Source organism: Bordetella saccharivorans, assembly GCF_045862855.1.
Lineage (GTDB): Bacteria > Pseudomonadota > Gammaproteobacteria > Burkholderiales > Burkholderiaceae_B > Bordetella_A > Bordetella_A petrii_F.
Map to the genome: position 1 here is coordinate 2,789,101 of NZ_BAAFZO010000001.1, position 18,981 is coordinate 2,808,081.

General features: G+C 69.8%; 16 protein-coding genes. 6 read left to right on the forward strand and 10 right to left on the reverse strand.

The features are described 5' to 3' along the window. Positions 1 to 20 precede the first annotated feature (20 nt). Together miaA and mutL are read right to left on the reverse strand one after the other, a co-directional pair. Positions 21 to 968, reverse strand: coding sequence for a tRNA (adenosine(37)-N6)-dimethylallyltransferase MiaA (gene miaA / locus ACKTT0_RS13345; RefSeq protein ID WP_407850355.1), 948 nt, complete (start codon positions 966 to 968; stop codon positions 21 to 23). A 46-nt stretch (positions 969 to 1,014) separates the two neighbouring features. After that, positions 1,015 to 2,919 (reverse strand): DNA mismatch repair endonuclease MutL, encoded by a 1,905-nt coding sequence (mutL, locus tag ACKTT0_RS13350; protein WP_407850356.1) that lies wholly within the window; start codon positions 2,917 to 2,919, stop codon positions 1,015 to 1,017. Between the two features lie 208 nt (positions 2,920 to 3,127). Here mutL and ACKTT0_RS13355 point away from each other — a divergent pair, with 208 nt between their 5' ends. Next, positions 3,128 to 3,772 (forward strand): VTT domain-containing protein, encoded by a 645-nt coding sequence (locus ACKTT0_RS13355; protein ID WP_094805799.1) that lies wholly within the window; start codon positions 3,128 to 3,130, stop codon positions 3,770 to 3,772. Positions 3,773 to 3,776: 4 nt separating this feature from the next. Here ACKTT0_RS13355 and ACKTT0_RS13360 read toward each other — a convergent pair whose 3' ends face one another. The 3 genes from ACKTT0_RS13360 to tsaE all read right to left on the reverse strand — a co-directional run bounded on the left by ACKTT0_RS13360 (position 3,777) and on the right by tsaE (position 6,172). Beyond that, entirely contained in the window at positions 3,777 to 4,211 is a 435-nt protein-coding gene (locus tag ACKTT0_RS13360) for a VOC family protein (protein ID WP_407850357.1), read from the reverse strand. A gap of 99 nt (positions 4,212 to 4,310) precedes the next feature. Further along, on the reverse strand, positions 4,311 to 5,705 hold the full coding sequence (locus ACKTT0_RS13365; protein WP_028356678.1) for an N-acetylmuramoyl-L-alanine amidase: 1,395 nt from the start codon (positions 5,703 to 5,705) through the stop codon (positions 4,311 to 4,313). Then, positions 5,636 to 6,172: a tRNA (adenosine(37)-N6)-threonylcarbamoyltransferase complex ATPase subunit type 1 TsaE gene (gene tsaE, locus ACKTT0_RS13370; RefSeq protein ID WP_407850358.1), complete on the reverse strand. Its 537-nt coding sequence runs from the start codon at positions 6,170 to 6,172 to the stop codon at positions 5,636 to 5,638. The genes ACKTT0_RS13365 and tsaE overlap by 70 nt, the downstream gene beginning before the upstream one ends. Positions 6,173 to 6,317: 145 nt before the next feature. On the opposite strand from tsaE, the gene fumC reads away from it, so the two are divergent. Continuing rightward, a complete protein-coding gene (fumC, locus tag ACKTT0_RS13375; RefSeq protein WP_407850359.1) occupies positions 6,318 to 7,709 on the forward strand; it encodes a class II fumarate hydratase in 1,392 nt (463 codons plus the stop codon). Between the two features lie 790 nt (positions 7,710 to 8,499). Here the strand turns inward: fumC and ACKTT0_RS13380 are convergent. Beyond that, complete coding sequence (locus ACKTT0_RS13380) at positions 8,500 to 9,396, reverse strand: AEC family transporter (protein ID WP_028356675.1); 897 nt, start codon at positions 9,394 to 9,396, stop codon at positions 8,500 to 8,502. 225 nt (positions 9,397 to 9,621) lie between these two features. Between ACKTT0_RS13380 and ACKTT0_RS13385 the strand changes: the two genes are divergently transcribed. Next, on the forward strand, positions 9,622 to 10,605 hold the full coding sequence (locus tag ACKTT0_RS13385) for a tripartite tricarboxylate transporter substrate binding protein BugE (RefSeq protein ID WP_407852426.1): 984 nt from the start codon (positions 9,622 to 9,624) through the stop codon (positions 10,603 to 10,605). 147 nt (positions 10,606 to 10,752) lie between these two features. On the opposite strand, the gene ACKTT0_RS13390 is transcribed toward ACKTT0_RS13385, so the two are convergent. Further along, positions 10,753 to 11,649 (reverse strand): LysR family transcriptional regulator, encoded by an 897-nt coding sequence (locus ACKTT0_RS13390; RefSeq protein WP_407852427.1) that lies wholly within the window; start codon positions 11,647 to 11,649, stop codon positions 10,753 to 10,755. Positions 11,650 to 11,743: 94 nt separating this feature from the next. On the opposite strand from ACKTT0_RS13390, the gene ggt reads away from it, so the two are divergent. Beyond that, positions 11,744 to 13,495 carry a gamma-glutamyltransferase gene (gene ggt, locus ACKTT0_RS13395; RefSeq protein ID WP_407850360.1) on the forward strand — a complete coding sequence of 584 codons (1,752 nt, stop codon included), beginning with the start codon at positions 11,744 to 11,746 and terminating at the stop codon, positions 13,493 to 13,495. Positions 13,496 to 13,507: 12 nt separating this feature from the next. Here ggt and ACKTT0_RS13400 read toward each other — a convergent pair whose 3' ends face one another. Further along, positions 13,508 to 14,419, reverse strand: a complete 912-nt coding sequence (locus ACKTT0_RS13400; protein WP_407850361.1) for a LysR substrate-binding domain-containing protein — start codon at positions 14,417 to 14,419, stop codon at positions 13,508 to 13,510. A gap of 86 nt (positions 14,420 to 14,505) precedes the next feature. Here ACKTT0_RS13400 and ACKTT0_RS13405 point away from each other — a divergent pair, with 86 nt between their 5' ends. Both ACKTT0_RS13405 and ACKTT0_RS13410 read left to right on the forward strand, forming a co-directional pair. Next, positions 14,506 to 15,786 carry an amidase gene (locus ACKTT0_RS13405; protein WP_407850362.1) on the forward strand — a complete coding sequence of 427 codons (1,281 nt, stop codon included), beginning with the start codon at positions 14,506 to 14,508 and terminating at the stop codon, positions 15,784 to 15,786. Positions 15,787 to 15,793: 7 nt separating this feature from the next. Beyond that, a complete protein-coding gene (locus ACKTT0_RS13410) occupies positions 15,794 to 16,765 on the forward strand; it encodes a Bug family tripartite tricarboxylate transporter substrate binding protein (RefSeq protein WP_407852428.1) in 972 nt (323 codons plus the stop codon). Between the two features lie 20 nt (positions 16,766 to 16,785). Here the strand turns inward: ACKTT0_RS13410 and ACKTT0_RS13415 are convergent, their stop codons facing one another. Further along, on the reverse strand, positions 16,786 to 17,955 hold the full coding sequence (locus tag ACKTT0_RS13415) for a CaiB/BaiF CoA transferase family protein (RefSeq protein ID WP_407850363.1): 1,170 nt from the start codon (positions 17,953 to 17,955) through the stop codon (positions 16,786 to 16,788). Positions 17,956 to 17,964: 9 nt separating this feature from the next. Continuing rightward, complete coding sequence (locus tag ACKTT0_RS13420; protein WP_028356669.1) at positions 17,965 to 18,942, reverse strand: Bug family tripartite tricarboxylate transporter substrate binding protein; 978 nt, start codon at positions 18,940 to 18,942, stop codon at positions 17,965 to 17,967. Positions 18,943 to 18,981: the final 39 nt, after the last annotated feature.

Consider the following 18,981-nt stretch of genomic DNA (forward strand, 5'->3'; position numbering starts at 1 on the left):
ACCATCGCCCGGCGACCGGATCACCCCCGCAATATCCCCGCCACCGCATCGACCACCCGCCCCGCGGCATCATCTGCCAGGCAGTCCACCACCATCCGTTCCGGCTGCGCGCGCAGCCAGGTAATCTGCCGCTTGGCGAGCTGTCGGGTCGCGGCGATGGCCTGCTCGCGCGCGGTGGCCAGGTCGACGGCGCCCTCCAGGTGCGCCCACATCTGCCGGTAGCCCACGCAGCGTACCGACGGCAGGCCGGGGTGCAGGTCGCCGCGCGCGTGCAGGGCGCGCACTTCGTCCAGCAGCCCTTGTGCCAGCATGGCGTCGAAGCGCTCCGCGATGCGCGCATGCAGCGCGGCGCGATCGGACGGCTCCAGGCTCAGCGTCACATAGCGATGGGCGTCCGGCTCGGCGGCGTGCTGGCGGGCGCCCAGCAAGGCCGACATGGGCCGGCCGCTCAACCGGCAGATTTCCAGCGCGCGCTGGATGCGCTGGCTGTCGTTGGGCGCCAGCCGCGCCGCGGTGACCGGGTCCAGCGCCGCCAGTTCGGCGTGCAGCGCCGGCCAGCCCCGCTGCGCGGCGCGTTCTTCCAGCTCGGCGCGCAGCGCCGGGTCGGCCCGAGGCAGGTCGTCCAGGCCCTCGCGCAGCGCCTTGTAGTACAGCATGGTGCCGCCGGCCAGCAGGGGCATGCGGCCGCGCGCCCGGATCGCGTCGATCAGGCGCAGCGCATCGCCGCGAAACTCCGCCGCCGAATACGATTGCGCCGGGTCGCGGATGTCCAGCAGATGCTGCGGCACGCGCGCCTGTTCGGCGCGCGAGGGCTTGGCGGTGCCGATGTCCATGCCGCGGTAGATCGTGGCGGAATCGACATTGATGATTTCCAGCGGCCAGCGCTGCGCGAGCGCCAGCGTGGCGGCACTCTTGCCGGCGGCCGTGGGGCCGGCCAGGCAGATGATGGGGATGGCGGAGGGGATCATGCCGGCGAGGGGGTGGCACGCCGGCGTGGCGATGTGCGCATGGCGGCTACTGTCCGCGCAGGAACAGTTTATCCAGGTCGGCCACCGACCATTGCACCCAGGTCGGCCGGCCATGGTTGCATTGATCGGCCCGTTCGGTGACCTCCATCTGGCGCAGCAGCGCGTTCATTTCCTCGATGGTGAGGCGCCGGTTGGCGCGCACCGAGCCGTGGCACGCCATGGTGGACAACAGTTCGTTGCGCTGCTCGGTGAGCAGGCGCGACACGCCCACGGCGGCCAGGTCGCGCAGCACGGCGCGCGCCATGGTCTCGATGTCGCCGCGCGCCAGCAGGGCCGGCACCGACCGCACGGCGATCGAGGTGGGGCCTGCGGGGCGCAGGTCGAAACCCAGTTCGGTCAAGTGTTCCCGGTGTTCTTCCACCAGGGCCACGTCTTTTTCCTGGGCATGGAACACCACCGGCACCAGCAGGTCCTGGCGCGGCAGCTCGCGCGCGTCCAGCGCGCGCTTGAGCTGCTCGTAGACCACGCGCTCATGGGCGGCGTGCATGTCCACCAGCACCAGGCCGCGCCGGTTCTGCGCCAGGATGTAGATGCCGTGCAGTTGGGCCAGCGCCATGCCCAGCGGATGTTCTTCGTCGGCCGGCAGGGCCGGCGGCGGTGGCGGCGCCGGCTCGCGCAGCGCCGCCACGGGTGCCGCCGCGGCGCTGTCGAGCGGCCGGTACAGCGTGCGCCAGTCGGTGGCCGGCACGCCGGCCGGCTCGTTGTGCAGGCGGAACGGCACCTGGGTGTGCGGCCGCGCCGCCGGCCGGTTCGGGATCGGGGCCGCTGGGCTGCCGCCCCCGTCGCGCATGGGCTGGGCCGGCATGGCGGCGCGCGCGCCGGCCGCCACGGCCGCCGTGGCCGCGAGCGGAGCCGGCTCGTCGTCGTCCCGCGCCGGCGGCGCGGCCGGCACCGCGGCGGCGCCGCCGGTCTGGGCCAGCGCCTGCCCGACCACCTGCGAGACGTAGCGGTGCACTGCGCCGCTGTCGCGGAAGCGCACTTCGTGCTTGGCCGGATGGACGTTGACGTCTACGGCGCCGGGATCGATGTCCAGGTACAGCACATAGGCGGGCTGGCGGTCACCGTGCAGCACGTCGGCATAGGCCGCGCGCAGCGCATGGCTGACGGTGCGGTCGCGCACGAAACGGCCGTTGACGTACAAATACTGCCGGTCGGCGCGCGCGCGCGCCGCGGTGGGCCGGGTAATCATGCCGGACAGGCCGATGGCGCCGACCGAGGCTTCGATCGGCAACCCGTGTTCGGCGAACTCGGCCCCGAGCACGTCGCGGATGCGCTGGCCCGGGTCGGCGGGCAGCCATTGGCGCTGGGCGCGGTCGTGGTGGAACAGGCGGAAAGCGATCTCCGGGTGCGCCAGCGCGATGCGCTCCAGCGCATCGACGCAATGCCCGAATTCGGTGGCTTCGGCGCGCAGGAACTTGCGCCGGGCGGGCACGGCGTCGAACAGCTGGCGCACGTCGACCGTGGTGCCGGGCGGGCCCGACGCGGGCGCGACTTGCCGGCTGCCGCCGTCGATCTGCCAGGCGTGGTCAGCGTCGCGCGTGCGCGAGATGATGGTGACTTGCGCGACCGATGCGATCGACGCCAGGGCCTCGCCGCGGAAACCCATCGAGGCCACCGATTCGAGCTCATCGAGCGAGCGGATCTTGCTGGTGGCGTGGCGCGCCAGCGCCAGCGGCAGTTCGTCGGGCGGAATGCCGCTGCCGTCGTCCGACACGGCGATGCGCCGGATGCCGCCGCCCTCGAGCCGCACTTCGATGGCGCGCGCGCCGGCGTCGATGGCGTTCTCGAGGATTTCCTTGAGCACCGACGCGGGCCGCTCGATGACCTCGCCCGCGGCGATCTGGCTGATCAGCAGATCGGGCAGGGCGGCGATGGCGCGGCGTTCGGACATGGGGAGCGATTCGGGATGGGCGGACATGCGACGATTTTAGCCCTACGTCGCGCCGTTTCCGGCAGGCCATGGCGGCCCGGCCGCGCGCAGGCGCGCATCGGGCGGTGCGCTATAGTCGAAGGCGGCTCGCACCCGGAAATCCCATACGGGCGCCGCGCCGCCGGGCAGGCGGAGGCGCGGCGCCCGCGACTGACTGACGCATTGATTCATGCTCGAATTTTTTCAGATGGTGTTGCACATCGACCAGACGCTGGGCGTGTGGGTCGAACAATACGGGTCCTGGGTCTACCTGGTCCTGTTCCTGATCATCTTCGCCGAGACCGGGCTGGTGGTGCTGCCGTTCCTGCCGGGCGACTCGCTGCTGTTCATCGCAGGAGCCTTCGGCGCCACCGGCAGCCTGGACCCGGTGCTGCTGGGCCTGCTGCTGATCGTCGCGGCCATTGCCGGCAATACGGTCAACTACGCCGTCGGCCGCTATATCGGGCCGCGCGTGTTCACCATGAACGTGCGCTTCCTCGACCGCGCCGCGTTGTTGCGCACGCATTTGTTCTATGAAAAGCACGGCGGCAAGACAATCGTGCTGTCGCGCTTCCTGCCGGTATTCCGTACTTTCGCGCCCTTCGTGGCGGGCGTCGCCGAGATGAACCTGCTGCGCTTCCAGCTGTTCAACGTGGCCGGCGCGGTGCTGTGGGTGGCCGGCCTGATCATCGCCGGCTATTTCTTCGGCAACATCCCGCTGGTGAAGGAGCACCTGAACACCATCGTGCTGGTGGGGCTGGCGGCCGCCATCGTGCCGGTGGTGCTGGGCGCATTGATCAAGCTGGCGCGCAGCCGGCGGCGCACGGGCCGCTGAGCCGCTAGGCGGCTTGCGGCGGACGGTCCGCGCGCGGCCAGTAGGTGCCGAAGCTCCACAGGTTCTGCTCCGGATCGCGGCAGGCGAATTCGCGGCTGCCGTAGCTGGTGTCGCAGGGTTCGGCCTCGATCTTGCCGCCGGCGGCGCGCACTCTTGCGCATAGCGCGTCGGGGTCGGCCACGGCTACGTAGATCGCGTCGGTGCGGCGGCCATCCAGGCCGCCCACCAGCTTGCCGTAGGCGTCGTCGCGGTGCTGTCCCAGCATGATGATCGAGGAACCCAGCGCCAGCTCGGCGTGCTGGACCGTGCCGGCGTCCCGGTAGACGACGTGCTCGGCGAAGCCGTAGACATCGACCAGCCAGCGGATCATCGAATCCGCGTCGCGGCAGCGCAGCGTGGGGAAAATGCAGGGCGGTGCATGGGGCGTGTCCGCATTCATGAGAAGCCTCCTTTCTGGCGACTGGAGGCTTCATCATAGGCGCGTCGCGCCCGCCCGGGTTGGGCGTTTTGTTACGCCGGCCGGGACGCCGGCGGCAGCTCAACTGGCGTCGGCGATGTGCGCCAGCGGCGGGTTGGCGACGAAGTACTGCTGGATGCCGTTCATCATGGCCTCGGCCAGCTTTTGCTGGTGGCTGCTCGAGCGCAGTTGTTCTTCTTCGCGCGGGTTGCTGATGAAGGCCGTCTCGACCAGGATGGACGGAATGTCGGGCGCCTTGAGCACCGCGAAGCCCGCTTGCTCGACGTGCCGCTTGTGCAGCCGGTTGATCTTCTTGATCTCGTCCAGGAACGCGGCGCCCAGCCGCAGCGAGTCGTTGATCTGCGCGGTGGTGGAAAGATCGAGCAGCACCTTGGCCACCTGGCGGTCGTGGCTGCCGATGTTGACGCCGCCGATCAGGTCGGCCGCGTTTTCTTTCTGGGCCAGCCATCGCGCCTGGGTGCTGGAGGCGCCGCGCTGCGACAGCGCGAATACCGAGGAGCCGTTGGCGCTGGGCTTGATCCAGGCGTCGGCATGGATGGAGATGAACAGGTCGGCCCGCACGCGGCGCGCCTTCTGCACGCGCACGTGCAGCGGCACGAAATAGTCGTCGTCGCGCGTCAGGTAGGCGCGCATGTTGGGCTGGTCGTCGATCAGCGCCTTGAGGCGGCGCGCGATGCGCAGCACCACGTCTTTCTCGCGCAGGCCGCTGCGGCCGATGGCGCCGGGATCTTCGCCGCCATGGCCGGGATCGATGGCGATGGTGACCATGCGCTTGCGGCGCGAAGGCGCGGCCGGCCCGGGGACAGGCGCGGGCGCCGGCGCCGGCTTGGGCAGGGCCACCGCGGGCGGCGGTTCTTGCCCCTGGGCCTGCGGCGCCGGCACGTTGGGCGTGACAGGGTTGCGCGCGATGTCTTCCAGGATGCGCGCCAGCGGGTCGTCGACGTCGGGCGCGCCCTGCTTGCCCAGCACCGCCAGCAGCGGATCCTGCGCGACCTTGGGATACAGGTCGAGCACCAGCCGGTACTGGTAGTCGGCCACCGGCTTGAGCGTGAAGACCTGCGGCGCGACCGCCTGCTTCAGGTCGAAAACCAGGCGCACGACATTGGGGCGGTTCTGTGCCACCCGCAGGGCCTGGATGTACGGGTCGTCGGGGCGTACCTTGGAGACCAGCTGGTTCAACGCGGCGCTGACTTGCAGGCCTTCGATGTCCACCACCAGCCGGTGCGGGTTTTCCAGCGTGAAATGTTCAGCCTTGAGTTCGCTGTCGAGTTCCAGCGTGACGCGCGTGTATTCGTCGGCCGGCCAGGTGCGCACGGCCAGGATGGTGGCGGCATGCGCCAGGCGCGGCAGCACCGGCAGGACGAGCAGGGTGGTGGCGGCGCTGATCAGGCGCCGGCGGATGGCGCCGCTGGGAGGGAGGGCACCGGGGGCGGAGGGACAATCGCGTTCAACCATGTTTGTCCTCGTGCGGTATGGGCAGTCAAGGTGACCTCGCGGCCCGGCTCTGCATAGACCAGCGAAATCTGCATGTCCGGAGGGGGCAGGAGCCCCCCGGCGCGTTCGGGCCATTCGATCAATACGATGGCCTCGTCACGCAGTAAATCCCGGAAGCCCGCGTCCAGCCATTCGCGCGAATCGGTAAATCTATAAAAATCAAAGTGATAGAAGTATAAGTTAGAAACTTTATAAGATTCAAGCAGCGCGTAGCTGGGACTCTTGATGCGGCCGGTTATGCCGCATTCCCGCAACAATGCCCGGGTGAAGGCGGTTTTTCCCGTGCCCAGGTCGCCCTGCAAGTGGATGCGGCCGCCCGCCGGGCCGCCGCCGGCGCCGCTGACCAACGGGGCGAACTGGCGGGCCAGCGCCTCGGTGGCGGCTTCGTCGGGCAGGGACAGGGTCAGGCTGCGCAGTGGGGCGGACATGGGGGGAGACGAGTGGTAAAACAGGTGAACGTCCCCGGATTATAGGAAGCGCGCGGTCTGCTATGATCGTTAGTGATTTCTATTCTCATCCATGCAACGCCGCGGCTGCTTGCCGGCCATGGGCCATGCCAGGAAACGCCACGCCATGAACACCCGTACCGAGAAAGACACCTTCGGCCCGATCGAGGTGCCCGCCGACCACCTGTGGGGCGCCCAGACCCAGCGCTCGCTGCAGTTCTTCGCCATTTCCACCGAGCGCATGCCGGTGCCGCTGGTGGCCGCGATGGCGCGCCTGAAGCGGGCGGCGGCCAAGGTCAACGCCGACCTGGGCGAGCTGGATCCCAAGATCGCCGATGCGATCGTGCGCGCCGCCGACGAAGTTATCGCCGGCCAATGGCCGGACGAGTTCCCGTTGTCGGTCTGGCAGACGGGCTCGGGCACGCAGAGCAACATGAACATGAACGAGGTGCTGGCCAACCGCGCGTCGGAGCTGCTGGGCGGCTCGCGCGGCGAAGCGCGCCTGGTGCATCCCAACGACCACGTCAACCGCGGCCAGTCGTCCAACGACACGTTTCCCACGGCCATGCACGTGGCGGCCGCCCTGCAGGTCGAGCACCACCTGCTGCCGGCGCTGAAGGCCCTGCGCGCCACGCTGGCCGAAAAGAGCGCGGCGTTCTACGACATCGTGAAGATCGGCCGCACGCATTTGCAGGACGCCACGCCGCTGACGCTCGGCCAGGAGCTGTCGGGGCACGTGGCCCAGCTGGATCTGGCCGAACAGCAGGTCCGCGCGACGCTGCCGGGCCTGCATCAGTTGGCGATCGGCGGCACGGCGGTGGGCACCGGGCTGAACGCGCATCCGTCGTTCAGCGCCAAGGTATGCGCCGAACTGGCGCACGAGACGGGCTCGGCTTTTGCGTCGGCGCCGAACAAGTTCCAGGCCCTGGCCTCGCACGAGGCGTTGCTGTTCGCGCATGGCGCACTCAAGTCGCTGGCCGCCGGCCTGATGAAGATCGCCAATGACGTGCGCTGGCTGGCCAGCGGGCCGCGCTCGGGCCTGGGCGAGATCCGCATTCCCGAGAACGAGCCGGGCAGCTCCATCATGCCGGGCAAGGTCAACCCCACGCAGTGCGAAGCCATCACCATGCTGGCCGCGCAGGTCATGGGCAACGACGTGGCCATCAACATTGGCGGCGCCAGCGGCAACTTCGAGCTGAACGTGTTCAAGCCGCTGGTCATCCACAACTTCCTGCAGTCGGTGCGGCTGCTGGCCGACGGCATGGCCAGCTTCGACCAGCACTGCGCGGCCGGCATCGAGCCCAACCGCGAGCGCATCGCGGAACTGGTGGATCGCTCGCTGATGCTGGTGACGGCGCTCAACCCGCACATCGGCTACGACAAGGCCGCGCAGATCGCCAAGAAGGCGCACAAGGAAAACCTGTCGCTCAAAGAGTCCGCCCTGGCGCTGGGCTACGTGACGGAGGAGGAGTTCACGAAGTGGGTCGTACCGGGGGAGATGACCAACGCCAAGCGGTAAATAGTCTTTCTGGCCGTCGCGGTGGGGCGCGGGCGCTGTCCGGGCTTCACGGGATCGGTCGGCCGCCCGGGCGGCCGACACCGCGTCGCTCGCCTCCTCCGGCCCCTACGGGCCTCCGTACGGCATCCGCTAGCTCGATCCCGAGGCGCCCGGACAGCGCCCGCGCCCCACCGCGACTCGCAGATATTCAAGTTCCCGGCATCGCTGGGACGAGCGATTTGCTTAGGCTTCGTGGCTGGGCGTCGGGACAAGAAAAACATCTGGCGCGCCGCAGTTGCCGGTCCGCCCAGCGCGGACCGGCAACTGCATTCGACCTTTGATTGCAATGGGTTTGGCACCGGAATTCTTGGCGAGATGGCGTGAGCTCGTTCTGCTTCCTTCTTGCCGAAGAATTAGCTGGCCTCGTCATCGGGTGGCGACCGTCGTGTGCCCTTTGCATGACCGTGAGCCATGGACGCGGGTCGTCCGGCCCCGCCGTTCCTCGTGATTCGCGCTCGAGAAGTCTTCCTCAGCAACGCCGGCTCAGGCACAACCCCATCGTCCTCACAAGCCCCACCGCCACATCCTGCGCAACCCGATCACGAATGCCCACCTGGGGCCGCGCAGGGCGGCCCCAGGTGGGCGGCCCTGCAAGATATTCGTCTTCCCCACCACGGTCGCCACGAAGCCCGCGCAAGATGACCGTCCCCGCGATGTGGGAAGCTTGAGCTCATGCGAGGCGCCCCAACGGCTGCCCGCCCCCCGGCTCGCCGCCAGAAGAACCCCAAAACCTCCCACCCCCGGGCAACGCTCACCCTCCGGCGACCGTCAACCACCCCGGTACGGTCACCACGGACAGCAGGGTCCCCAGCGATATCAGCACCGCCACCATGCGCCCGTCTCCCCCCATCCGCATGGCCAGCACGTAGGCGGCGGAGGCAGTGGGCAGGGCGGCGAATAGCAGCAGCATGCGGGATTCGGCCGCGGGCAGGCCGAGCAGCCGGGCCGCGGCCAGCGCGACGAGCGGCAGCAACAGCAGCTTGACGGTGAGGATCCAGCCGATCAGCCGCCCGTGCCCCTGGCCGCCTTGCCACGACAGGCTCGCGCCCACGCACAGGATGCCGAGCGCCAGCGAGGCGGAGCCGAGCCGCGCCAGCACGGTGTCGACGGGGCCGGGCAGTTGCAGGCCGGCCAGGTTGCCGGCCAGCCCCAGCAGCGTGGCCATCAGCAGCGGATTGCGCAGCAGTTCACGCAGCAGTCCGTGGTTGCCGTGGCGCGCCAGGCCGTAGACGGCGGCGATGTTGGCCAGCGGCACGGCGAAGCCGACGATCAGCGCCATGGTGGTCTGGCCGTGCGCGCCGCCCAGGCTGGCCGCCAGCGCCAGCCCGATATAAGTGTTGAAGCGGTAGCCGCATTGCGCCGCCGAGGCCAGCGCCAGCGGCTGCGCCCGCAGCGCCCTGCCGCCCAGCCAGGCCAGCGCCACCCCGATGGCCACCACGGCGGCGGTGGCCTGCAACAGCAGCAGGGCGCTGCCGGCCGAGATGGGGGTGCGCAGGATGGCCTGGAACAGCAGGGCGGGGAACAGCACGAAATACACCATGCGCTCGGTGCCGGCGAAGAATTCGCGGTTGAATCCCAGTTTGTGGCGCAGCGCCCAGCCCAGGGCGATCAGCAGGAAATCCGGCAAAACTAGCAGAGCGACCGACATGTAAAGGAGGGAAAAGTTGGGGAAAACACGGCGTATGGAGCTGCCGCGTCGACACATTTTGCTGCTATTCTCGTCGAATTCGGCAGAGCGCGTGCGCCATAAGCACCCAGGATTTCATATACTTCGCTCGCCAATTTCGCAGCGATCGGCTTATCGGCAGACTCGCTGAAGCCTGCACAATCGGCCCTCACACAGGGGCCCGCACTTGGAGGAAATACAACAATGATGATCAAAGCACGCACCCTGGCCACGGCCATCGCGCTGACCACGGGCCTGGCGGCCGCCTCGGCCGCCGTGGCCGCGGACGCCTATCCCAACAAGCCGATCCGCGTCATCGTGCCGTTCGCGCCGGGCGGCTCGACCGACATCATCGCGCGCCTGGTCACCCAGCGCATGAGCCAGGAACTGGGCCAGCCCATGGTGGTCGAGAACAAGGGCGGCGCCGGCGGCGCCATCGGCGCGGCGGAAGCCGCCCGCGCCGAGCCGGACGGCTACACGCTGTCCATCGCGACCGTGTCGACCATGGCCGTGAACTCGGCGTGCCGCCCGAACGACTTGCCCTACGATCCCATCAAGGACTTCCAGCCGGTCACCAACTTCGCCAACACCGCCAACGTGGTGTCGGTGAATCCCAAGTTCCCGGCCAAGGACTTCAAGGGCTTCCTCGAAGAGCTGAAGAAGAATCCCGGCAAGTACTCGTACGGCAGCTCGGGCACCTGCGGCGTGCTGCACCTGATGGGCGAATCGTTCAAGATCGCCACCGGCACCGACATCGTGCACGTGCCCTACAAGGGCTCGGGCCCGGCGGTGGCCGACGCGGTCGGCGGCCAGATCGAAATCCTGTTCGACAACCTGCCGTCGTCCATGCCGCAGATCCAGGCCGGCAAGCTGCGCGCCATGGCCATCGCATGGCCCGAGCGCATCGACACCATCAAGGACGTGCCCACCTTCAAGGAAGCCGGCTTCCCGCAGTTGAACCAGCCGGTCTGGTACGGCCTGCTGGCGCCCAAGGGCACGCCGATGGACATCGTCAACAAGCTGCGCGATGCCGCCGTGGTGGCGCTGAAAGACCCGAAGGTCATCGAGGCGCTCGACAAGCAGGGTTCGGCGCCGTCGGGCAACACGCCGGAAGAGTTCGCCAAGGAAATCCAGGAGCAGTACGACTGGGCCAAGGAAATCGTGAAGAAGTCCAATATCACGCTGAACTGATCCGCCGGCCGGGATGGGCCCTTCGGGCCCCGTCCCGCCGCCACGCAGACGGGCGCCCGCGGGCGCCCGTTTTTCTTGGCCGCACAGCCCCTGGGGCCTGTTCGCTCCACAAGGAGCCAGCACACTGGCCGGGAACCGGGCGGCAGGCTAGGCGCCCTGGAGCGGCGGCTGCGCCAGCTCGGCGCAGGCTTGCCGCAGCCGTTCGATGAACTCGCGGTGCAGGGCCGACAGCGGGTCGTGCGAGCGGGTCAGGATGCTGAGCGGCACTTTCAGCGGCGGATCGAGGCGCCGCACCACCATGCCGGGCCGCAGCATGGCGCGTACCGTGATGGCATCGACGATGGCCTCGCCGCAGCCGGCCTCGGCCAGCGCGCAGGCCACGTAATGAGTCTGTACCTGGATGGCCACGTCGGGGTCCAGCCCCTGTGCGTCGAGCGCCATCTGCAGCAGGGCGCCCGAGGCGTCGCGCGAATCCAGCACGATGAGCGTGTCTTGCGCCAGGTCGGCCAGGCGGGTGGGGCCCGGGCCCGGCTTGCGGCCCAGGTGCACCAGCTCGGTGTGGCCGAGCGGCGCGCGCGACAGGCCGGGATAATCGTGCTGGTCGAACGTGACGGCCAGGTCCAGCTCGCGCGTGAGCAGGCCTTGCACCAGCTCGGCGCTGTGATAGGTGTGGATATCGAACGTGATGCCTGGCCGCGCATCGCGGCTGGCGCGCACGACCTGGGGCAGCAGGCCCAGCCCCAGCGCGGGCGCGCAGCCCAGCCGCAGGTGGCCGTGGGGCCGTTCGCGCAGGCTGGCGGCCAGCCTGCGCACGCTGCTGAGGTCCTGGTTCAGGCGCTCGACCTCCGGCGTGAGGATCTCGGCTTCGCGCGTGGCCACCAGCCGGCCCTTGACGCGCTCGAACAGCTTGAAGCCCAGTTGCGCCTCGGCGTGCGCCAGCAGCTTGCTGGCGGCCGGCTGCGAGATATGCAGCGCGGCGGCGGCCTCGGTGAGCGAGCCGGTGCGGCGGATCGCTTCGAAGATTTCTATATGGCGCAGGCGCATGGCGGCAACGGAAGCGGCGGACAAAGCGCATTCTATTGCGATAATGGCCGGCAAAGCGGGCCGGCCGGCGCCGCGCCACCCTACGGAGACAACGATGCACATTCGACAATGGACGGCGGCGCTGTGCGCCGCGCTGCTGTGCGGGCCCGCGGCCGGCCAGGTGGCCGTCCCGGCGCACGAGAACCTCAATCCGGAAGCCGCGTCCGGCTACCAGGCCAAGCAGGCGGTGAGCGCGCGGCATTTCATGGTGGCGACCGCCAACCCGTTGGCCACGCAGGCGGGCTACCGCATCCTGAAGGCCGGCGGCAGCGCGGCGGATGCGGCCATTGCCGCCCAGCTGGTGCTGGGGCTGACCGAGCCCCAGTCTTCGGGCATCGGCGGCGGCGGGTTCATGGTGCACTATGCCGCCGGCCCCCGGCAGGTGCGCGTCTACGACAGCCGCGAGACCGCGCCGGCGGCGGCCCGCCCCGACCGCTTCATGCGCGACGGCAAGCCGCTGCCCTTCCGGCAGGCTGTCGACAGCGGCCTGTCGGTGGGCACGCCCGGCCTGCTGCGCGGCCTGGAGCTGGCGCACCGGCAACAGGGCAGGCTGCCTTGGCGGACCCTGTTCCAGCCGGCCATCGAGCTGGCCACGCAGGGCTTCGAAGTCTCGCCGCGCCTGCATGCCATGGTGGCGGAATCGCGCGAGGCGCTGGCGGCGCAGCCGGCCGCCGCGCGCTACTTCCTGGCGCCCGATGGCCAGCCCTGGCCGGTCGGGCACGTGCTGAAGAACCCCGAATACGCGGAGGTGCTGCGGCGCGTGGCCGACAAGGGCGCCGCCGCCTTCTACCACGGCGACATCGCGCACGACATCGTCGCGGCGGTGCGCGCGCACGCCACGCCGGGCGACCTGAGCGTGGCCGACCTGGCGGGCTACAAGGCGCGCGTGCGCGAGCCGGTCTGCGGCAACTACCGCGGCTACCGCCTGTGCGGCGCGCCGCCGCCCAGCAGCGGCCCGCTGGCAGTGCTGCAGATCCTTGGCGTGCTGGAGCATTTCCCCATGGACAAGCTGGGGCCGCGCAGCGTGCAGGCGGCGCACTATTTTGCCGAAGCGGGCCGGCTGGCCTACGCCGACCGGGGCTTCTATGTGGCCGATCCGGATTTCGCGCGGGTACCGATGCAGGCCATGCTCGAGCCCGCCTACCTGGCCCGGCGCGCCGCGCTGGTCCGGCCCGACCGCAGCATGGGCACGGCCTTGCCCGGCGACCCCGCCGGCCTGCTGGCCAGCCGGGCCCGCGACAATGCGCTGGAACTGCCCTCGACCACCCACGTGTCGGTCGTGGACGCGCAGGGCAACGTCGTGTCGATGACCAATACCATCGAATCGGCCTTCGGCAGCAAGATCTTCGTGCGCGGCTTCCTGCTCAACAACGAGCTCACCGATTTCTCGCTGTCCTTCAAGGACCCGGAAGGTCGCCTGGTGGCCAATCGCGTGCAGGGCGGCAAGCGGCCGCGCAGCTCCATGGCGCCCATGATCGTGTTCCGCGACGGCCAGCCCTACCTGACGGTCGGCTCGCCCGGCGGCAGCGCCATCATCAACTATGTGGCCAAGACGCTGGTGGGCGTGCTGGACTGGAACCTGGATATCCAGCAAGCCATCTCGCTGCCCAACCTGGGCAGCCGCAACCAGGCCACCGAACTGGAGCGCGGCACCGCGCTGCAGGACCTGGCGCCGGCACTGCGCGGCATGGGGCACGAGGTGAAGATGGTCGATTTCCCCAGCGGGCTGCAGGGTATCGTCATCCGCCCCGGCGAGCTGGTGGGCGGCGCCGACCCGCGCCGCGAAGGGCTGGCGCAGGGCGAGTGAGCGCCGGCGGCGTCAGCGCGGCGCGCGGAACTGCGACAGCGCGGCGACGAAACCTTCCACCGCGGCATTGGGCTGTTCCTGCAACGCCGCCACCATGATCTGCGCGCGCGGGGCCGCCGCGCCGCGCAGCGGCAGGAAATGCAGCGAATCGCCGCGCAGCCGCGACAGCGACTGCGGCACGATGGCGGGGCCGACGCCGGCTTCCACCAGCGTCAACAGGGTGGGGATCACGCTTTCCTGGCCGATGTCGGGCTTGAGCCGCGCATGCCGGAACACGCGGTGCACCATGGCATGGAAGTAGGGCGAGACATCCTGCTGGTAGCCCACCAGCGTATGCGCCGCCAGGTCTTTCAATGACACCTGGCGGCGGCCGGCCAGGGCATGGTCGCGCCGCACCGCGACGCACAGCGGTTCCTCGAACACGATGCGCGTCTCGATATCCGCCGGCACGGGATGCGGGCGCATCACCGCGACGTCCACCTGCCGGGCGCGCAGCGCCGGCTCCATGTCGATCGAATTCATCTCGCGCAGTTCGATGCGCACTTCCGGGTGGGCGTCGCGGTAATGGCTCAGCGCGGACACCAGCGGCGAACTGGCGGCGCTGGGCGTGATGCCGACGGCCAGCGTGCCGATCTCGCCGCGCGCCGCCTGGCGCGTCTGGCGCAGCATCAACTGGGTATCCGCCGCCAGCCGGCGGGCCCGCTCGTACATGACCGTGCCGGCGGGCGTCAGCTTGACCGAGCGCGTGGTGCGCGCGAACAACGGGACGCCGACGATCGATTCGAGCCGCTTGATCTGCTGGGTGAGCGGCGGCTGGGTCATGAACAGGCGGGTGGCCGCCCGCCCGAAATGCAGTTCCTCGGCGACGGTGCAGAACAACACCAGCAGGCGCCCGTCCAGGAAGATTAATTCCGATTTCGACATAATTTCACGGAAATTATGAAATAGACATAGATTAATCCGCTTCCTAAGATGCCGCATGTCTTGGATGCCATCAGGTGCGGATCTTCATGCGGGCTGCTGCTTTTCCTTTGTCGGTGAATGCCATTGCGCGGGATGTGGAGGCCGGCCGCGCCGGGCCGTGGGACGCGGCGCGGCAGGCCCTCGACGCGATCGCGCGGCTCGACGGCGGCATCCGCGCCTGGACCCATGTGCTGGCCGCCGACGCGCTGGCCGGCCTGGACGCGGCGGCATACCGGAGCGGGCCGTTGGCGGGCGTGCCGGTGGGCATCAAGGATGTGATGGACGTGGCCGGCATGCCCACCGGCCATGGCGCCGCGCTGCCGGCGCAGCAGGCGCGCTTCGACGCCTGCAGCGTGGCCATGCTGCGCGCGGCCGGCGCGGTGCCGGTCGGCAAGACCGTGACGGCGGAGTTCGCCTTTCGCAGCCCCGGGCCGACCCGCAACCCGCACGCGCCGGAACATACGCCGGGCGGCTCGTCGAGCGGATCGGCGGCGGCGGTGGCGGCGGGCATGGTGCCCGCGGCGCTCGGCACCCAGACCGGCGGCTCGATGATCCGGCCCGCCGCGTTCTGCGGCGTGGTGGGCTTCAAGCCCAGCTTCGACCGCGTGTTCCGCGACGGCATGAAGCTCACCTGCGAATCGCTCGACACGATCGGCTGGTACACCAACAGCGTCGACGATGCGCGCTGTCTCGCCGACGTGCTGCTCAATGACGCGGCGCCTCGCCAGCCTGTCGGGCGGCCGCTGGTGGTCGCCGTGCAGGATTGCAATCCGGAGGCCGGCGCCTGCGGCCACAGCCAGGCCGAGCTTGCCCGCGCCTGCGCGCGGCTGCGCGCCGCCGGCATGCAGTGCGAGCGCGTCGGCATGGAGTCCGAGACCGCGCGGCTGCTGCAGGCGCACGCGGTGATCATGCACTACGAATTCGCGCGCAGCCTGGCGCCGGTGGTCGCGCGCAGTGCCGCGGCGCTGAGCCCCGCGCTGCGCCAGGCGGTGGCGCACGGGCTGGCGATCGGCGCGCCGCAGTACCGCGACATGCGGGCGCTGCAGGCCGCGCTGCGCCATGCCTGGGACCGCCTCTACGGCGGCGCCGATCTGGTGCTGACCTTCAGCACGCCGGGACCGGCGCCGCACGGGCTGCGGCACACCGGCTCGGCCGCCTTCAACAAGATCTGGTCGGTGCTGGGATGGCCATGCCTGCACCTGCCGACCGCGCGCACGCCCGCCGGGCTGCCGCTCGGCCTGCAACTGGTCGCCGGCTGGGGGCACGATCATGCGCTGCTCGCCCATGGCCGGCGCCTGCATCACTTACTCACGCAAGAAGGGGAATGACGTGTACTTGAAGATCTTGAAGAAAGGGGCGCTGGCGCTGTGCATCGCGCTCGGCCTGCCGGGCGCCGCGGGCGCGGCGGACGATTATCCCAGCCGGCCGCTCAATATCTTCGTGCCGACCGCGCCGGGCGGCACGGTGGATATCGTGGCCCGCATCATGGCCGAGAAACTGGCGCCGGTGCTGGGACAGCCGGTGGTGGTGGTCAACAAGCCCGGCGCGGGCGGGGTGGTGGGCACCCAGGCCTTCCTGCGCGAGCCGGCGGACGGCTACACGGTATTGTTCACCGCCAACAGCAACCAGCTGATCGTGCCCTGGGTGTACCCGGACGCGAAGTTCGACCCGATTGCCGACTTCGCGCCGATCGCGGCGGTGGGACAGGTGCCGAACGTGCTGTGCGTGAACCCGTCGTTCCCGGCGCGGGACCTGCAAGAATTCATGGCGCTGGCCAAGGCGAATCCGGACCAGTATGAATACGCCTCGGCGGGAGCCGGCACGCTGAACCACCTGCTGGGCGAGATGCTCAATGAACGGGGCGGCCTGCGGCTGCGGCACATTCCCTATCGCGGCGTCGCGCCGGCCATGAGCGACGTGCTCGGCAACCAGGTGCCCATGCTGTTCGCCAGCCTGCCGTCGGCGCTGGAAAGCATCAAGGCCGGCAAATTGCGCGCGCTGGGCGTCAGCAGCGAGGCGCGCAGCCCGCTGTTGCCGGACGTGCCGGCCATCAACGAGGCCGTGCCCGGCTTCAGCGGCGATCTCTGGGTGGCCTTCTATGCGGCCCGCCAGGCGCCGCCGGCGTCGGTCGAGGCCTTGCATTCGGCCATCCGCAAAGTCATGGCGGACCCGGCCTTGCGGCAGAAGTTCGACCAGCTCGGCGTCGCCATGATGAACGACGGCCCGGCCGAGCTGGCGCGCCGCCAGCAGGCCGAGTTCCAGCAATGGAAGCAGGTCGTGCAGGCCTCCGGCGCGACGTCCGACTGATCAGGCCTGCCCTGGGGCTTTCATGCGGGACGCTTTTCAGCGGGCACAGGCCCCAGCTCCCGGCGCACTTCGTCATTGTGCTCGCCCAGCGCCGGCGGCAAACGCCGCAGCGTGGCGGGGGTGCGCGACAGCTTGATAGGCGAACCCACGCCGCGGTAGCCGTCCTGCTCGAGCACCATGCCGCGATGCCGGGTGTGCGGATGCCCGAGCACGTCCTCGACGTTCTGGACCGCCGCGGCCGGTACGCCGGCGCGCAGCAACTGTTCGGCCAGCGTCGCCGCATCGTGCGCCGCCAGCAGTCCCGCCAGGGCTTCGCGCAAGGCGTCGCGATGCTGCAGCCGCTCGGCATTGCTGGCGAAGCGCGGATCGTCCGGCAGGGCGGGCGCGCCCAATACGCGGGCCAGCGCGGCGAATTGCCGGTTGTTGCCGACCGCCAGGAAGATCGGTCCGCTGCGTGTCGGCAGCGTCTCGTAGGGCGCGATGTTGGGATGCGCGTTGCCGGTGCGGCCCGGGATCTTGCCGCTGTAGAAATAATTGGCGGCATGCGGGTGCAGCAGCGATACCGCGCAGTCGTACAGAGTGATGTCCAGGAACTGTCCCAGCCCGCTGCGCATCCGCTCGTTCAGGGCCAGCAGGACCGCCACCGCGGCGTTCAGGCCGGTGACCATGTCGACCACCGGCAGCCCGACCCGCGTGGCTTCGCCCTGTGCGTCGCCGTTCACGCTCATCAGTCCGCACATGGCCTGGGCGCAGGCGTCGTAGCCGGGCAGGCCGCCCAGCGGCCCGTCGGCGCCGAAGCCGCTCACGCGGCAGTGGACCAGGCGGGGGAACTCGCGGCTCAGTGCGTCGTAGCCCAGCCCCCATTTCTCCAGGGTGCCCGGCTTGAAGTTTTCCACCAGCACGTCGGCGTCGGCCAGCAGCCGGCGCAGCAGCTCCTGGCCGGCCGGCTGGGACAGGTCCAGCGTCATGCCGCGCTTGTTGCGATTCACGCCGATGAAGTACGACGCCGTATCGTCCAGGAACGGCGGGCCCCAGCCGCGCGTTTCGTCGCCGGCGGGCGGCTCGATCTTGATGACGTCGGCGCCATGGTCGGCGAGCAGCTGGGTGCAGTAGGGGCCGCCCAGCACGCGCGACAGGTCGATGATCTTGCAGCCGGCCAGCGCGCCGGCCTGCAGTGCGGCAAAAGTCATGGGGGTTCCTCAGTCCATGGCCACGTGGGCTTCCTGGATCACGGCGCGCCATTTCGGCACCTGGGCGGCGATGAACGTGGCCAGCCCCTGCGGGGTCTGGTCGTCGGCCTCGACGATGCCCTGCTTGCGCAAGGTCTGCTTCACGCCGGGGTCGGCCAGCGCGGCGACGAACGCCCGGTTGAGCGTCGCGACCACGTCCGGCGGCGTGCCCTTGGGCGCGACGATGCCGAAGAAGACGCTGACGTCGTAGCCCGCCAGCCCTTGTTCGGCCAGCGTGGGCAGGTCGGGCAGCGCGTCGGAGCGCTCGGCGCTGGCCAGGCCGATGGCGCGCAGCGTGCCGGCCTGCACGTGCGGCAGCGCAGTCAGGATGTCGGTGAACGACATCGAGACCTGCCCGCCCAGCAGGTCGTTGAGCGCCGGGCCGGTGCCCTTGTAGGGCACGTGCAGGATGTTGGTGCCCGCCATCTTGTTGAACAGGATGCCGGCCAGGTGCGACGACGCCCCGTTGCCGGACGAGGCATAGCTGAGCCGGTCGGGGTGCTGCTTGGCGTAGGCGATCAGTTCCTGCGCGTTGTGGACCGGCAGCGACGGGTGCACCACCAGGATGTTGGGCAGGTGGCCGATGCGGATGACGGGCGCGAAGCTCTTCTGCGGGTCGTACTGCTGATTGCGATACAGGCTCACGTTGATGGCCAGCGGCCCGGAAGTGCCGAACAGGATCGTATAGCCGTCGGGCGTGGCATTGGCGACGTGCTCGGCGCCGATGTTGCCGCCGGCCCCGCCGCGGTTTTCCACCACCACGGTCTGCTTCAACTGGTCTTTCAAGCCGTCGGCCAGGCGGCGCGCCAGCGCGTCCGTGGGGCCGCCGGGCGGGAAGGGCACCACCAGCGTCACGGGCCGGTCCGGGAACGCCTCGGCGGCCGGCACGGGTGCGGCCGCCAGCAGGGCGGCGCCGGCCATGGCCAGGCAAAAAAAACGTCGTTGCATGAGTGTCTCTCCAGGGTGGGGGCGCAGGCTCGCCCGCGT

Excerpts from the sequence above, each read along its gene's own strand:
- ACKTT0_RS13355 (WP_094805799.1), top strand. The coding sequence starts at position 3,128 with ATGCTCGAATTTTTTCAGATGGTGTTGCACATCGACCAGACGCTGGGC.
- ACKTT0_RS13420 (WP_028356669.1), bottom strand. The coding sequence starts at position 18,942 with ATGCAACGACGTTTTTTTTGCCTGGCCATGGCCGGCGCCGCCCTGCTG.
- fumC (WP_407850359.1), top strand. The coding sequence starts at position 6,318 with ATGAACACCCGTACCGAGAAAGACACCTTCGGCCCGATCGAGGTGCCC.
- tsaE (WP_407850358.1), bottom strand. The coding sequence starts at position 6,172 with ATGTCCGCCCCACTGCGCAGCCTGACCCTGTCCCTGCCCGACGAAGCC.
- mutL (WP_407850356.1), bottom strand. The coding sequence starts at position 2,919 with ATGTCCGAACGCCGCGCCATCGCCGCCCTGCCCGATCTGCTGATCAGC.
- ACKTT0_RS13380 (WP_028356675.1), bottom strand. The coding sequence starts at position 9,396 with ATGTCGGTCGCTCTGCTAGTTTTGCCGGATTTCCTGCTGATCGCCCTG.
- ACKTT0_RS13400 (WP_407850361.1), bottom strand. The coding sequence starts at position 14,419 with ATGTCGAAATCGGAATTAATCTTCCTGGACGGGCGCCTGCTGGTGTTG.
- ACKTT0_RS13405 (WP_407850362.1), top strand. The coding sequence starts at position 14,506 with ATGCGGGCTGCTGCTTTTCCTTTGTCGGTGAATGCCATTGCGCGGGAT.
- ggt (WP_407850360.1), top strand. The coding sequence starts at position 11,744 with ATGCACATTCGACAATGGACGGCGGCGCTGTGCGCCGCGCTGCTGTGC.
- ACKTT0_RS13385 (WP_407852426.1), top strand. The coding sequence starts at position 9,622 with ATGATCAAAGCACGCACCCTGGCCACGGCCATCGCGCTGACCACGGGC.
- ACKTT0_RS13360 (WP_407850357.1), bottom strand. The coding sequence starts at position 4,211 with ATGAATGCGGACACGCCCCATGCACCGCCCTGCATTTTCCCCACGCTG.
- ACKTT0_RS13365 (WP_028356678.1), bottom strand. The coding sequence starts at position 5,705 with ATGGTTGAACGCGATTGTCCCTCCGCCCCCGGTGCCCTCCCTCCCAGC.
- ACKTT0_RS13415 (WP_407850363.1), bottom strand. The coding sequence starts at position 17,955 with ATGACTTTTGCCGCACTGCAGGCCGGCGCGCTGGCCGGCTGCAAGATC.
- ACKTT0_RS13390 (WP_407852427.1), bottom strand. The coding sequence starts at position 11,649 with ATGCGCCTGCGCCATATAGAAATCTTCGAAGCGATCCGCCGCACCGGC.
- miaA (WP_407850355.1), bottom strand. The coding sequence starts at position 968 with ATGATCCCCTCCGCCATCCCCATCATCTGCCTGGCCGGCCCCACGGCC.